The organism is Acidisarcina sp. (assembly GCA_035539175.1).
In the GTDB taxonomy this organism is placed as follows: Bacteria; Acidobacteriota; Terriglobia; order Terriglobales; family Acidobacteriaceae; genus JANXZS01.
Window position 1 is genome coordinate 24,753 of record DATLIY010000003.1, and the last position, 14,781, is coordinate 39,533.

A 14,781-nucleotide genomic window follows, 5' to 3' on the forward strand; every position below is an offset into this window, starting at 1 on the left:
GGTGTTATGACCATCTAGAGCTATGGGGAAGGTGCCCAAAAGGGGCGGATGAGTAAAGTTCGAATCAATGATTTAGCCAGAGAACTGGAAGTGAAGAGTAGGTCGATTCTGGATGTTTTGACGGAAGTAGGCGTTACGGAAAAGAAGACCCACTCCAGCTCACTTGAGGCGGACGAGGCGGAGCGCGTACGCGTCCACTTCCAGCGCGGAGGGCGCAGTGTGCCCACCGGCCAGCATCGCGCCGAGGCTGAGCCGAAGCCAAAGATTGACTGGTCGCGTGTTTCCAAGCCAGGCGATGTGCTCAAGGCGATCCAGAGCCGCAACGAAGAAGCTGCCGCCGAGCGTGAGCATCGTCGTCCACCAGTTCCCGTGCCGCCACCCAGCACTCCAGTAGTTGCGGCCACGCCTGCACCGCCCAGACCGCCAGCGCCTCCGGCCCCGGTTGCCCCTGCTCCCGAGGCATCCAGGCCTGCTCCGCGCAGGATCGTTCCTCAGCCGCGGCAGGAACCTCGCATCATCGTCCCAGCTCCCGCGATTGCCGCCAAGCCCCCAATGGGCCCGGTTGTCGCCGCGCCTCCCGCCGGAAAGGTGGCAGCAGCGGAAGGGAAGCCAGCGATCGCTTCCTCCGTGCCTGCGGCGCCTGTAGCGGTAAAACCTGCGACTCCTGCGGCTCCGTCGCCGGTAGCGGCGCCAGCGCCCCCAGTGGTTGAGGCTGCTGCTCCTGCCGCGGTTGCGCCGCCCGCCAAGGCTGAGCCTGTTGTAGCCGCCACCCCTGCGGCGGAGGCCGTTTCTCACCCTGCCGAGACTGCGAAGACTCCCGCGCCGGTTGAGACTTCTGCGGTCGCAGCAAAAGAAACTCCAGCTCCGGTCGAGGCTGCTCCAGTCAAGCCGGCAGCTCCGGCAGCGCCCGTACGTCGCGTGATTATGCCGCAGACAGGGCCACGTCCGGTCTATACGGCTCCGCCTCCGCCACCACCTCCGCCGCCCTCGGCTCATCCGCCGCAGGCTGCAGGTCCGGGTGGCATTCAGCGCGGCCGTCCGATCTTTGATCGCGGTCGTCCCGGTGGAGCCCCTGGGTTCGGGCAGCGTCCAACAGGTGGCCCTGGTTACCAGGGCGGTCCCGGTGGAGCCCCCGGCCGTCGTCCGATGCATCCTACGCGTAGCTCGCCGACAGGCGGGCCTCCAGGCGCACGCCCCGGAATGGGTGGTCGCCCGGGCTTTGGTGCTCGTCCCGGCTTTGGTCCCCGCCCCGGCGCGGGAGCCGGTGGGATGATGCCTCCTCCGGGAGAGGCGCCGCGGCCGCAGAGGCCGACAGGCCCCAATCGTCGTCCCGGTGGCGGCAACAAGCGCTACGAAAAGAGCAAAGAAGGCCCGATGAAGGGCTTTGTTCCGCCGCCGCGTATGGGCGGATATTCGCAGGAGCCGGTGCCGATTACGCGCACCATCACGGTGACGGAAGGCGTCAGCGTGAAGGAGCTTGCGGAGAAGCTGGATGTGCGTGGCAAGGATCTGATCGCATCGTTGCTGATGCGCGGCGTCTTCGTCACGGTCAACCAGTCTCTCGATGCGGAACTGGTGAAGGACATTGCGCGGCAGTTCGGCGCCGAAGCACAGGTCATCAGCTTTGAAGAAGAGATGGCGAACGAGGCGATCGAGGAGATTCTGGAGACAGAGAACCCCGATGAGCAGGAAGTGCCTCGTCCTCCTGTAGTCACGGTGATGGGCCACGTCGATCACGGCAAGACCTCGTTGCTGGACGCGATCCGCGAGACGGATGTAGCGGCCGGTGAGGCGGGCGGCATTACGCAGCACATTGGTGCGTACAAGGTTCGCTTCAGCAAGGAAGGATCTCCGGCACACGGAAGAGAGATCGTCTTTCTGGATACGCCGGGTCACGAAGCCTTTACTCGGATGCGTGCACGCGGCGCCAAGGTCACGGACCTGGTGGTGATCGTGGTAGCGGCGGATGACGGCGTGATGCCGCAGACGCTGGAAGCCGTGGATCACGCGAAGGCGGCGAATGTGCCGATTATCGTGGCCGTAAACAAGATCGATAAGCCGGAGGCGAATCCGGATCGCGTGAAGCAGCAGTTGGGCGACCGCGGACTGGTACCCGAGGCCTGGGGCGGCGACACGGTATTTGTGGACGTGTCGGCGAAGAAGCGGATCAATCTGGACCTGCTTTTGGAGATGATCTGCCTCGTCGCGGATATGAAGGCGCTCAAGGCCACTCCAAGTCGCAAGGCTGTGGGAACCGTCATCGAAGCCAAGCTGGACCGCGGGCGCGGCGTTGTCGCCTCGGTGCTGGTGCAAAATGGCACGCTGAAGTCCGGCGACAGCTTTATCATGGGCAACACATTCGGCAAGGTGCGTGCGATGTTTGACGATCGCGGGCGCGCCGTAGAAGAGGCCGGGCCATCGACTCCGGTCGAGGTGCTGGGCTTGGAGGGCATGCCGGATGCCGGCGACACCTTCCTGGTTGTTGCCGATCGCGACAAGGCAAAGGGTATCGCGCAGTATCGCAAGATGAAGGAGCGCGAGTCGCAGCTTGCCAAGTCGTCGCGGGTTTCGTTGGAGGGGCTTGCCGAGCAGATCAAGCAGGCGGGAGTCAAGGAACTGCCTCTCATCCTGAAGGGCGATGTCACCGGTTCGGTAGAAGTGCTTGCCGACTCGCTGCAGAAGATGTCCACCGAGAAGGTTCGCATCAAGGTGATCCACACCGGAGTCGGTGCGATCACGGAGAGCGATATTCTTCTGGCTTCGGCTTCGAATGCTATCGTGATCGGCTTCGGAGTCCGTCCAGGCCGGGAAGCCTCCGAGCTTGCCGAGCAGGAAGGTGTGGAGATCCGTCTGCACTCGATCATCTACGAACTGCAGGACGAGATGAAGAAGGCGATGCTCGGACTGCTGGAACCGACGATCAAGGAAAACTACTCGGGCCGTGCGGAAGTGCTCAATATCTTCAAGATCCCCAAGGTGGGCACGATTGCCGGTTGCCGCGTGACGGATGGCGTCATCAAGCGCGATGCGGAGATTCGCATCCTGCGCGATGGCGAGCAGGTCTACAAGGGCAAGCTCTCCTCGCTCAAGCGCTTCAAGGATGATGCGAAGGAAGTGACGAACGGCATGGAGTGTGGTATCGGCATTGCCAACTTCAATGATCTGAAGGTTGGCGATACGATTGAAGCCTTCGTGACGGAGCGAATCGCGGCGGTTCTGACCGCTTAAGAGAAGCGGCAAAATAAAGGCAGAATGGGCGTGCGGAGCTATTCCGCACGCCCAAACTTCTTGGCGCAGTTCAGACAATTTTCTGCTCCATATCACCGCAGCGCGCGCTGCCGTGAAGGAGATACGCGATGCTTTTCCACCCGTCTTTTTACTGTGTTTTTAGCCTCGGATGTAATTTCTCCGGCAGGGGCGTAAAATCCATCTTTCCTAGCGCGGTCCATTTCGCCTTGTAATCCAATAAGTTCCGCGCAGGATTTTTCTTATGTGAGGTGTACTATGCGGAACTTGGCATCGCGTTTTTTGATTGGGATCTTTGCAATCACTTTGGCAACCATGCTTGCCGGGTGTGAGCGCCATAGCAAGTCGGAGAGCTACTACCTGGTTGCGGTGAATACGAAATTGCCCTATTGGCAGACGGCTGCGGCTGGTCTGGACAAGGCGGCGGCCCAGTATGGGGTGACGGCGGAGATGCGCGGGCCAGACACCTTTGATCCACAGGCAGAGGTGAAGGAGTTCCGCGCGGTTGTGGCCCGGAAGCCTGCGGGCATCATGGTGTCGGTCGCGGATGCCGGACTGATGGCGCCTGAGATTGATGCGGCGCTACAGGCAGGCATCCCGGTGATTACCATCGACTCCGATGCAGCGAATAGCCATCGGCTGTTCTTTATCGGAACGAACAATCTGCAGGCAGGCCGCCTGGGTGGAGCGCGGATCGTGCAAAAGCTCAGCGGGAAGGGCAACGTCGTTTTCTTCACCATGCCAGGCCAGCCCAACCTCGATGAACGCCTGAAGGGCTACCAGGACGTGTTTGCTACGCATCCGGGAATCAACGTGATTGAAACCTTCAATATCAAGGGCGACTCCGGTACGGCACTCGACAAGACGACCGAGTATCTGGCGCGTACGGGAGCGGGAAAGATTGACGCGCTGGTTTGTCTCGAGGCCTCCGCGGGTAAGGATGTAGCCGAAGCGTTGAAGCGTGCCAATGCGAAGGATCGGGTGCTGGTGGCAATGGATGTGGATGAGGAGACGCTGAACCTGGTAAATAGCGGCGTAATCGATGCAACGATTGCGCAGAAGCCATTCACCATGGCGTTCTATGGGCTGAAGCAACTCGATGACCTCCACCACTATCCCCTGAAGTCCCTGACCACGGTCTACTCTGTCGATTCGTTCTCCCCGGTTCCAACCTTCGTGGATACCGGCACGAGCCTTGTCGATAAGGGCAACGTGGATGTTTTCCTGAAATCCAGGGCAGACGCTCAGGCGCACTAAGCCGATGGATCGGATTTGCCCCGGCGGCTCATTTCGCAGCCGTCGGGGCATGTTGACCATCTGTTGATCGTGCGGATATTATCCGAATTCCGAGGTGACGGCCTATGGAGTTCTCTGACGCAATCGGTCCAATCATGAAGCAGAAGGGGCAGGTCTGGTCCGTGCCGCCTTCCAGCTCTGTATACGACGCCGTGGTAGCCATGGCCGAGAAGGGCGTGGGTGCCCTGCTGGTTATGGAAGGCGACAAACTCGTCGGTATCCTGTCGGAAAGGGACTATGCCCGCAAAGTAGTCATCCGGGGCAGAAGCTCGAAGGACACGGAAGTCCACGAGATCATGAGCAGCCCAGTTATCTTCGTGACCCCCAAACATACCGTGGTCGACTGCATGCGCATCATCACGGAGAACCGGATCCGCCACCTTCCGGTGCTGGAAGGGGAGCGCGTCATCGGCGTCGTCTCCATCGGTGACCTGGTGAACTGGATGCTACAGGCACAACAGGAAACCATCCGCCATCTTGAAGCCTACATTACCGGCAGGAGCAGCTAGTTTTTCCCGGAAGCAGCAAAGTGCGGGTTCTGGCGGCGTGCCCCCTGGCGGTACGCTTCGATCCCGCATGGCGCTGTTCCAAACGCGACTCCTCTACAATCACAAAAGAATGAACCTCGAAGCGATTCAATCCGCACTCCGTGAGCAGCATCTGGATGGCTGGCTCTTTTACGATCATCATCACCGTGATCCGATCGCCTACCGGATTCTGGGGTTGAGCGAGAGCATGCATGTCACGCGGCGCTGGTACTACCTTGTGCCCGCGGAAGGCGAGCCGCGCAAACTGGTGCATCGCGTGGAGCGGGGCCGCCTGGATACGCTGCCGGGGGAAAAGGGCCTGTACTCGTCGTGGCGGGAGCTTGAGGATGGGTTACAGATCATGCTGGCTGGCTACGACCGTCTTGCGATGCAATATTCCCCACGCAACGCGATCATGTATATCTCGATGGTGGATGCGGGCACGATTGAGCTGCTGCGGGAGTTTCGCAAGATTATTGTGAGCTCGGCGGACCTCGTCAGCCAGTTTGAGGCAGTTTTGAGCGAGGCGCAGATCGCAACCCACTACGAGGCGCAACGAGCGCTCGATGAGATTCTCGCCGAGGGCTTTCGCGAGATAGGACGGCGGCTTCGCCCGGCCAGCGGAGGCTCGCCCCAATCGATGACCGAATATGACTTGGCCGTGTGGCTGCGGGAGGCCATGGGCAGAGCAGGCCTGGAGTGGGAGAACGGGCCGAATGTCTCGGTGAATGAGAACTCCTCCGATTCCCACTACGATCCGACAGCGGAGACATCGCGCCAGATTCGCGAAGGCGATTTTCTGCTGGTGGATATCTGGGCGCGTCGCACCGTTCCCGACTCGTGCTGGTATGACATCACATGGACTGGCGTTGTGGGCCGCGAACCGAGCGAGCGGGAGCAACAGGTCTTCCAAACGGTGCGCGAGGCCCGGGATGCGACGGTGGACCTGGTAAAGCGGGCGTTTGCGGCTGGCAGGCCCCTTGCGGGCTGGCAGGCCGACGATGCCGCGCGGGACGTCATCAGAAAAGCCGGATTTGACCGCTATTTCACGCATCGCACCGGACACAATATTGCCACCGAATTGCATGGCAACGGGGCGCATCTGGATAATCTGGAGACCCACGATGAGCGCCTGATTCTGCCGCATACCTGCTTTTCTGTTGAGCCGGGAGTCTATCTGCCGGAGTTTGGCGTGCGCAGCGAGCTGAACATGATGACCTGGCCAGGCAGGGCCGAGACTACGGGGCGCGTGCAAACTGAGCTGGTGAGAATTTAGCTCCAGCAGCGCCTGAAGCAGAAGATAGCTGAGAGTGTTCCGCCGGAGCCGCTTGGCCCGGAGTTGGTTACCTTGGGCTGCTGTGTCCGTTACAGGGCTCGCAGGCAATGAAGCGCGGCGCGGTGCTGTATATTCAAATGTGATGGTTGCAAAGGCTCAAGTTGCAGGACGTGGGGAAGCGGGAACGGAATCCGGCTTCGCCTATCTTCCATTAATTGCCGGCTGGCTGGTGCCGGGGGCTGGACACGCGCTGCAAAAGCGCTGGGGCCGCGGCGCACTCCTCTTCATTTCCATTACCAGCATGTTTGTGCTGGGGCTGCTGATGCAGGGCAAGCTCTATGCGCCCAATGCGGGCGACGTTCTGGACATGCTGGGCTTTGCGGGCGATCTGGGCGGCGGGCTACTCTATATCCTCGGCCGGGTCTTTGACCTGGGCCATGGCGCGGTGCAGGTGGCGACCGCGGACTACGGGACGAAATTCACCGTAGTTGCCGGCCTGCTGAACGTGATTGCGGCTGTGGATGCGCACAACATCCGCGTGGGGAGGAAGGCATGACCTTTGCTCCTTCGCATTTCACGGCTGTGCTGCTCTTCGCGTCGTTTGCGTCCGTGGTTTTTGGCATCACGCAGCGCTCCACAACCAGGGCAATGGTCCGCTACGGGCTATACTGCTTCGCCATGTTTGTGGCTGCGGTGGTGGCCGCAAGCTGGCTGATGTACTTCATCCGGCGATAGCACGTTCAGCCTCCGCCAGGAGCCGCTGCTTCGATCCACGCAGCCAGTTATTGGCCGTTTAGCCAGACCATCGCGCTGAATCTGTGTTTGCTGACATAGCCGCGCTGGCGGTAGAGTGCGACGGCGTTCGCGTTGGCTTCCGTCACCGTGAGCGTAAGTGCCTGGAAGCCGCGGCCGCGCAGATCTGCGGCGCAGGATGCCAGCAGAAAGCTGGCCAGACCGCGATTCCGATATTCCTTCGCAACGCAGACCTGCGTTACGTGTCCTACGTCGCTGCGAACGCGGGAGCAGAGCAGTAAGGCAACGAGTTCGTTGCGCGTCCTGCTGGCAATGACTCTTGAAGCCGTGGGATCGAAGATGCCGCAACCGGGAAAGCGCACGATGTTATGCAGAAAGCGCAGGGCTCCCGCGACCGTACAGTACTGATCGTTGATGCGGCTATCCAAGTGGCCTTCATACGCCTCCACGATGAGCCGTCCAGCACTGGCAAAGTCGGCGTCTGTCCAGGATCGAATCTCGAGATCGTCAGGCAGCCCGCCGTGGAGGGTGAATCCTTTGGGAAGCTGGGTGACGGATCGGCTGTGAAGGTCCTGCTCCATGAAGAGACGAGGGAAGACGGTGAACCCATTCTGTTCGAAGATCTGCCGGTGGAGTCCGTGCTCATGAAGGAGCAGTTGCGATTCGATGCGGCACACGCCAGGCGAACTCTGCAATAGCTCGATGATATGTTCCAGGAGTCGAATCTCAACCTTTGTCGCAGATCCCGATTCCAATGACATCGCGAAGACATCACCGATCACTGCCTTGTTCGCTTCATAGACACAGAACACGTAGCCTGTGACGCGGCCATTTTCCACCGCGACAAATCCGGGGAGAACGTGGGAGTCGAGATATTGCAGCAGCAGCCTGGCCGAAGCACGGTAATCCCAGTCGAGGCGCTCGCCCCATAGGGCGGTCTCTTCTTCGAGCACCGGGCGTAAGGTGTTCGCCGAGAAGTGTCTCAGGTCGAGGATTTCAAGCTGGATTGCCGATGTCATTTGTGCCTGTGGCCACGACGGAATCTTCGTGGAAGATACGTATGCTTCCGAATCTTCTCATGGCAGAGGCATCTCTGGCCCGGGAAGTATATCGGGGAACTCTCCGGAGTACCTGCCGATTGCGGAGCGAGGATCGCCTAAGGTTTCGCGGCGATCTTGTAAACAACCAGATTCTGCGCTGGATAGGTGAAGAGGGGGGTATAGCTGCGGCCTCCCAGGTAAGGAAGGATCTCCGCCGCATAGGCCTCTCTTACGATCAGGATGTGCTCTTCAGCAGGCACGCCCGCCGGCCCCTCATAGTTCGCAACCTCGTGATTGCGATAGAAGGCGACGCCATACTCCACATCGCGGCGCACCCTGTAGACGGCCACGGTTTCTGTGGAAGGAGCAACCTGCTCCAGGAGCCGCGAGAGATGGCGGGCGGAGTAGCTGTCATCGATGGCGTGGATATTCCTCTTGGTGAGGGGGAAGTTGCCGATGCCGAAGACTGGCCCAATGCCAAACAGGAAGAGCAGCATAACGACCATCGGAACCATGGTGGCGATACGCAGGCGCCGGATTCCAAAGCGTGCGACCACTGCCAGGATCAGCACAGCCGATCCCGCGCCGGTTGCCACGGCGGCGAGGATTGCGCGGGCCGGTGGCATCACTCCCGAATGTGAGATTTGCCAGGGCAGCAGCAGAACAAGCGCCGTCATAATGCCGGTGACCACGGCGTGTGCCGTCAGGAGAGACGGGCGCAATCCGCGGTTTCGGATGCGATTCAGGTAGTCGCCGGTAAGAATCGTAATCGGTGGCAGCGCGGGAAGGATGTAGCCCGGAAGCTTGGCACGGGACATGGAGAAAAAGACGATCGGGATGAGTGCCCAGAGGACGAGAAACTCCGGAAAGGCATCCCCGGCCCGTGGATGACCGACGTAGCGATCTTTGCAATGGCGCGCCTTCCACTCCGCTACAGATTCGCGAATGGCATCCACCAGCGCAGCCATGGAAATCACAGCCCAGGGAGTAAGCGCCAGCAGCGTGATCGGGATGTAGAACCAGAATGGCTGATCGTGCTGATACCTGCCGGTAGCAAAGCGCTCCAGATTATGTTCCAGGAAGAAGATACGCAGGAAGTTGGGGTTGCGGTGCTGGACAGCGATGAACCAGGGCAGCACCATGGCGAGGTAAAGGATGATTCCGGGAATCCAGATGGTTCGGCGGAGCAGGGACCACTCCCTGCGCAGGGCGGCGAAGGCCAGCAGAATCATCAGCGCCATGAAGGGAGCCACTGGCCCTTTGGCCAGCGTTGCGGCGCCTACGAAGAAGTAGATATCGAAGAGCCAGAACTTGCTGTCGGTCTCATACCAGGCATACCAGCCAAGCATGCCGATGCAGAAGGGGGCCGCGAGCTGCATATCCGTGGAGGCGCCACGGGCGAAACCGATGATGCCGGCGCAGCACGCCGTGATCAAGGCTGCGTCGAGTTGGCCTCCCGGGCGGAAGCGCCGGATGTGCAGATAGGTCAGCGTGATGAGAACAAAGGCGAAGCTCGCCGAGGGGATACGGGCCGACCAGTCATGGACTCCAAACTCGCGGAAGGCAAACATCGCGCGCCAGTAATACAGTGCGGGCTTCTCCAGCCAGGGTTTGCCGTAGAGGATTGGGGTGATGCAGGCTTCCAGCTTCCCCGCAACTCCATGCCCGTGGTCAAGCTTGGTGAGCATCTCATGGGCGATCTGCGCGTAACGGGGTTCGTCCGCGCCGACTAGGCCGATCCCATCGCCACCGAAGATCGGCACCATGCCGTAAAACAGGAAAAATGCAGCGAATACAAAGAGAGTTAACGCCTCGAGGACGGTTGACAGCTCGGGGAGGCGTGCGGGCACTCCGGTGTCGCGGTCCTGCAGCGCCTTGAGGTTGAGAGGAAATCCCACGTTCGATGCTATCTCGAAAATACGCATTTGCCGGCCTCTAGTCCTTCAGAGAGCCGACGGGACAAGGCTATCAGATTGAAGCGACATTGGAATGAAATGGAAACCACGTTCAAGCCATAACTCTCGGGACCACAAGCCTCAGGCTACATCATGGACGGTCGCGTTGGCTTTGCTCCGCATCAGCTTCACAATGCTCTCTGCCGCTGCGGGGAGTGGGCCGGGCAGCGTGCAGCCGCTGGCGTTCTTGTGCCCGCCTCCGCCAAAATGCTGGGCAATCTCCGCCGCGTCCATATCGCCCTTGCTGCGCATGCTGACGCGTACTCCGCGGTCCGGAAGCTCGCGCAGGAAGGCGGCAACGTCGACTCCGGCGATACTGATGGCGTAGTTCACAATTCCTTCGCAGTCTTCTTCGGCCGCGCATGCGCGGACCATGTCGTTATGCGTGACCCACATCCAGGCGATGCGTCCTTCGCGCTTGATATTGGAGAGGGCGGCGCCCAGCAGGAGCATCTTTGAGGTGGGATTGCTGAAGTAGATCTGCTGCGCGGCCTGCTTGGGATCGGCTCCGCACAGGACCAGTTCCCGAGCCAGCTCAAAGGTGTGCTCGTCCGTGTTGCCGTAGCAGAAGCTTCCCGTATCTGTCAGAACCGCGGTGTAGATACACGTCGCAATGTCCGGAGTGATAACGGCTCCGGCGGCAAGCGCCAACTCGTAGACCATCTCCGCTACGGCGCAGGCTTCGCGGTTTATCCAGTTCACATCGCCATAAGCGCGGCCGCTGGCATGGTGATCCATATTGATGATGCGCAAGCCCTCCAGCCCCTGAAGGCCGGTGCGCTCCAGCCCGTCGCATTCGAGGACGATCACGGCATCGTAGTCTCCTTCGATGCGGCTGGCGCAACGCATCTCGTCAGCGCCTGGAAGTCCGCTGTAAAGCAGAGGCGGACGGTCGCTGGAGACGACATCCGCATGCTTGCCAAGCTGGCGCAGGATCGCTCCACAGGCCAGCATGGAACCCATGGCGTCGCCGTCCGGCCGGGCATGGGAGGTGACGAGAAAGCGATGACCCTGCTCGATGATCTCCAGGATTGCGCGTATTGGCTGGTAGTGCTCCATTGCTTTGGGATTGAGTGCCGTTTATAGCTCCGTTCTGAGTGGGGTGGTGGAGTCCTGTGCCGGCTCTGATTTTGTCTTCTTCTTTTTCTCGCGGCCCAGGAGCTGGTCGATCCGGTTCTTCATTTTTTCCGAGCGGTCAATGTGAAAGCTGAGATCCGGTATGTGGCGTACCCCCATCAGCTCGAGCAGACGGTGACGGATGTGTCCGCGCGCATTCATCAGCGCTTCGATGGTTTCGGTCTCTTCCTTCATACCGCCATCGACCGCCACATAAACGCGTGCAGATTTGCCTCCCGGATTCAGCAGGACTTCGCTGACGTAACAGAAGCTGATTCTCGGGTCGGAGAGTTCGCCCTCGATGACGGCGCTGATTTCTTCGCGGAGTGCTTCCGCAACGCGGTCCCGATGATATTGGCGCGCGCGTGGTTCTGGCATTGTGAAATTCCTTAGGAAAACCCCTTAGAATACCAGAGGCGCGCTCTGGAGGGCAATGCGCGAACGCATTGCAAGATGGAAGAGAGTTTTCCTGAAAGACCAATCCGCTACTCGTCAACAAAATGCCAGTAGGAGTCCCTGATTTCAGCGCCCAGATCGTTTGCGATGCGGACGGCGGCGTTCTCCACCTGCTGCATCAGTCCGGTCAGGTAGTCGCGGGAACCGGAGATGGCACAAACTCCGAGGGTGGCAGATTGCCAGGTGATGGCCTCGTCCAACTCTGCGACGGAGATGTTAAAGCCCGCCTTCAGCTTATCTTTGAGCGACCGCACTACCTGCCGCCGGTCCTTCAGCGACTGTGCGTGCTCAATGTGAAGCTCGATGGTGAGAGCGGCAATCGGCATCTGCGGACGGTCTACAAAATAACTCTACTAACTTCAAAAATAACTCTACTCCGGGAAGAAGAGGGCGACTTGCTCCGGCTTCGGTGGTTTGGTGGCGAGGCTGACGACCACAAGGCACAGCAGAGAAGCGACCAGGGCGGGGAAGATGGCGTCGCGTTGCGCGAGAACCGAAGGCAGGTGGTGCTGAACCAACGGCACATCCCAAAAGAAAGTCACGAATGTGCCGGCACCAATTGCGCTGACTGCTCCTGCGCCATTGGCACGGCGCGAATAGAAGGCCGCCAGGATCACCGGCGTAAGTGCCGCCGAGTAGATGGTGTAGGCGTAGAGGGTTTTCTTGAGCACCGAATCAGTGTGCAGCGCCTGATAGAGAGCCCAGACGCCAAGCAGGGCGACCATCAGGCGGGAGACGATGAGAACACGTTTGTTTGACGCCTCGGGCGCAAGGTAACGGACGAAGACATCGTTGACCAGGTTGGTTGCCGGGGAGAAGAGATAGTTGTTGGCAGTGGAGATGATCTTGGCAAAGACCGCTCCCATCAGCAAGGCTCCGAGGAATGGCGGGAGTCCGTTCAGCGCCGTGTAGGCGATGATTTCGCGTGGGTGCTTCGATACTTCTCCCGCCGGGAAGCGCACAGAGCCGACGACGGCGAGGGCAACGATCACTGTCTCCAGAACAATGGTGCCGAGGATCCAGCCTGCGACGGCGTTGCGCGCATCCTTCTCCGACTTCGCGGAAAAAAACTTCTGGTACATGGACTGGTTGCCAAGCATGAGCAGGCATGTCGGCAGGAAGAGCTCGAGCGCCTGCAGCAGGCTGAAGTCGCCAAGCACCTGGAAGTGCGTCGCAGGCAGCGCGTGGGTCACGTGGCTCCATCCACCCGCGGAGCGGAGCAGTACCGGCAGCGCCACGCACATCGTGATGGTGGCGAGCATGCCGATCACTACGTCCATGTAGGCAACGGAGGCCATCCCCGCGATTGCGGTAAAGACGATGACAAAGACGGCGATGATGTATTTGCCGAGATCAGCGGAGATGATGGTGGGGAAGACGAGGTGCAGGATGTCTCCGCCGCCGGTGAGCTGGTAGCTGGTGATGGCGGTGTAGGCGAAGAGGACCGCGATGACTCCGAGCACGCGCGCGGCCTGGTTATAACGGGCCTCCAGCAAATCGGGGATGGTGAACTGCGCGAACTTTCTGGCGCGGGGGGCGATGAAGTAGATCAGCAGCAGACCGGCCCATCCTCCGCCCGCCTGCCATAGCGCCGCAAAGCCGTGGCGGTAGGCGTTCTCCGCACCGCCAAGCAGGGAGCCGGAGCCGATCCAGGAAGAGAGCAGCGTGAAGACCAGCACAAATGCCGGCAGGGATCGCCCGGCGACGAGGTAATCCGCTTTGGTCTTGACGTGGCGCAACTGCACCAGCGAGACAGTGAGCAGGGTGAGAACGATTGCGCCGAGGACGGCGGCATACAGGTTCATGCGCTTCCCTTCATTAGGCTGGATGCTGCTGGATGGACTATGGGGAAGTGTACCGGAAAGGCGCGTCAGGATGTGTCTTCCGTCAGGCAGTCTCTCGATTGCAAGGCACGAATGCAGTGCGGATCGGGCTAGAGATTCGCAGGCAGGTACTGGCGGATCTGCTCCGCGCTGCGGCCTGCGACGCGAAGGACTTTGTTCCGGGACTGCGCGCCGGAGACGATGGAGACGGCGGAGCGAGGAACCTGGCATAGCTCCGCGAAAAACTCGATGAGGGCTTCATTCGCGCGTCCTTCGAGTGGAGGCGCGGAGAGCGCGACTTTGAGCGCGGCGCTCGCGCCTTCGCCAAAGATGCCGGTGATGGCGGTCTTCCTGGCGCGAGGATGAACTTTCACGGCGACGGTTGCTCCCTGCGGTGAATCCCGGACGGGCGTCATCTGACGTACTCGCGGTCTGGGTATTCCCGATGCCCGAAGAGCGCCGTGCCGATGCGCACCATGGTCGAGCCCTCCTCAATGGCGACCGCAAAATCCCCCGACATGCCCATGGAGAGCTGGTCGAAGCTGAGGGCGGGGTGCGCCTGTGCCAGGTGCTCGCGCAGTTCCCGAAGCTGGCGGAAGTAGGGCCGCGCATCCTCGGGATCTTCGCTGTAGGGAGGCACGGTCATCAGGCCGCGCAGGTCGAGTGCGGGCAAAGAGGGAATGCGCTCGAGCAACTCCATCAACTCGCGGGATTGCGGGTCGAGACCGGTCTTGGCCTCCTCGGGGCTCAGCTTGATTTCCAGCAGCACGGGCAGCGTGCGGCCGCGTGCCTGCGCGGCTTCGTTCAATCTCTCGGCCAGGCGCAGGGAATCGAGTGAATCCACTGCGTCAAAGAGCTCGACCGCGCGGGTGGATTTGTTTGACTGCAGATGGCCGATCAGGTGAAAGACGGAGGAGCCTGGCGCGGGCTTGCCGGGAGTTCTGGCCAGCCCCAGTTGGGCGAGTGCCAGCGACTTCTGGGCAAACTCCTGCACGCGGTTTTCGCCAAAGTGCGTGATACCGGCGGCAATCGCCTCCTGCACCGCTTCGGCGGGATGCGTCTTGGAGACCGCCATCAACTGAACCTCGTTGCGGCTCCTGCCTGCACGGCGGCAGGCGGCATCGATCTGCTCCTCGATGCGCGTGAGCCTTTGGGAGAAGGTCAGGGTTTCTTCGTGATTCACGGCAGGCCAACCTTTTGTTCAGATGGTGGAACGCTCCTGCAGAGTATCCCTATCCGTGCAGGCAGGTTCGGCGTAATCTCTTGCGTAACGATTTCCAGGGGAGTTGGCAT

At 60.5% G+C, this 14,781-nt stretch carries 14 protein-coding genes; 6 read left to right on the forward strand and 8 right to left on the reverse strand.

Features of this window, described 5'->3' with window-relative positions:
- The first annotated feature begins 48 nt into the window (after nucleotides 1-48).
- The 6 genes from infB (at nucleotide 49) to VM554_00410 (ending at nucleotide 7,080) form a co-directional block, all read left to right on the forward strand.
- Nucleotides 49-3,228, forward strand: coding sequence for a translation initiation factor IF-2 (gene infB / locus VM554_00385; protein HVJ06822.1), 3,180 nt, complete (start codon nucleotides 49-51; stop codon nucleotides 3,226-3,228).
- Between the two features lie 285 nt (nucleotides 3,229-3,513).
- Entirely contained in the window at nucleotides 3,514-4,503 is a 990-nt protein-coding gene (locus VM554_00390; protein HVJ06823.1) for a substrate-binding domain-containing protein, read from the forward strand.
- A 104-nt stretch (nucleotides 4,504-4,607) separates the two neighbouring features.
- Nucleotides 4,608-5,051, forward strand: a complete 444-nt coding sequence (locus tag VM554_00395; GenBank protein ID HVJ06824.1) for a CBS domain-containing protein — start codon at nucleotides 4,608-4,610, stop codon at nucleotides 5,049-5,051.
- Between the two features lie 109 nt (nucleotides 5,052-5,160).
- Nucleotides 5,161-6,345 (forward strand): M24 family metallopeptidase, encoded by a 1,185-nt coding sequence (locus tag VM554_00400; protein ID HVJ06825.1) that lies wholly within the window; start codon nucleotides 5,161-5,163, stop codon nucleotides 6,343-6,345.
- Between the two features lie 82 nt (nucleotides 6,346-6,427).
- Nucleotides 6,428-6,901, forward strand: a complete 474-nt coding sequence (locus VM554_00405; GenBank protein HVJ06826.1) for a DUF6677 family protein — start codon at nucleotides 6,428-6,430, stop codon at nucleotides 6,899-6,901.
- Nucleotides 6,898-7,080 (forward strand): hypothetical protein, encoded by a 183-nt coding sequence (locus VM554_00410; GenBank protein HVJ06827.1) that lies wholly within the window; start codon nucleotides 6,898-6,900, stop codon nucleotides 7,078-7,080. Before VM554_00405 ends, VM554_00410 begins: the two co-directional genes overlap by 4 nt.
- Before the next feature lie 47 nt (nucleotides 7,081-7,127).
- On the opposite strand, the gene VM554_00415 is transcribed toward VM554_00410, so the two are convergent.
- From VM554_00415 to VM554_00450, 8 genes are all read right to left on the reverse strand, one after another.
- Complete coding sequence (locus VM554_00415; GenBank protein ID HVJ06828.1) at nucleotides 7,128-8,117, reverse strand: GNAT family N-acetyltransferase; 990 nt, start codon at nucleotides 8,115-8,117, stop codon at nucleotides 7,128-7,130.
- Between the two features lie 137 nt (nucleotides 8,118-8,254).
- Nucleotides 8,255-10,063 (reverse strand): glycosyltransferase family 39 protein, encoded by a 1,809-nt coding sequence (locus tag VM554_00420; protein HVJ06829.1) that lies wholly within the window; start codon nucleotides 10,061-10,063, stop codon nucleotides 8,255-8,257.
- A gap of 111 nt (nucleotides 10,064-10,174) precedes the next feature.
- Nucleotides 10,175-11,152, reverse strand: coding sequence for a bifunctional oligoribonuclease/PAP phosphatase NrnA (locus VM554_00425; GenBank protein HVJ06830.1), 978 nt, complete (start codon nucleotides 11,150-11,152; stop codon nucleotides 10,175-10,177).
- A gap of 21 nt (nucleotides 11,153-11,173) precedes the next feature.
- Complete coding sequence (gene rbfA / locus VM554_00430) at nucleotides 11,174-11,587, reverse strand: 30S ribosome-binding factor RbfA (GenBank protein ID HVJ06831.1); 414 nt, start codon at nucleotides 11,585-11,587, stop codon at nucleotides 11,174-11,176.
- Between the two features lie 107 nt (nucleotides 11,588-11,694).
- Entirely contained in the window at nucleotides 11,695-11,991 is a 297-nt protein-coding gene (locus VM554_00435) for a DUF503 domain-containing protein (GenBank protein ID HVJ06832.1), read from the reverse strand.
- A gap of 45 nt (nucleotides 11,992-12,036) precedes the next feature.
- Nucleotides 12,037-13,470: a sodium:solute symporter family protein gene (locus VM554_00440; GenBank protein ID HVJ06833.1), complete on the reverse strand. Its 1,434-nt coding sequence runs from the start codon at nucleotides 13,468-13,470 to the stop codon at nucleotides 12,037-12,039.
- 128 nt (nucleotides 13,471-13,598) lie between these two features.
- Nucleotides 13,599-13,862, reverse strand: a complete 264-nt coding sequence (locus VM554_00445; protein ID HVJ06834.1) for a DUF167 domain-containing protein — start codon at nucleotides 13,860-13,862, stop codon at nucleotides 13,599-13,601.
- A 38-nt stretch (nucleotides 13,863-13,900) separates the two neighbouring features.
- Nucleotides 13,901-14,671 (reverse strand): YggS family pyridoxal phosphate-dependent enzyme, encoded by a 771-nt coding sequence (locus tag VM554_00450; protein ID HVJ06835.1) that lies wholly within the window; start codon nucleotides 14,669-14,671, stop codon nucleotides 13,901-13,903.
- Between the last annotated feature and the right edge of the window lie 110 nt (nucleotides 14,672-14,781).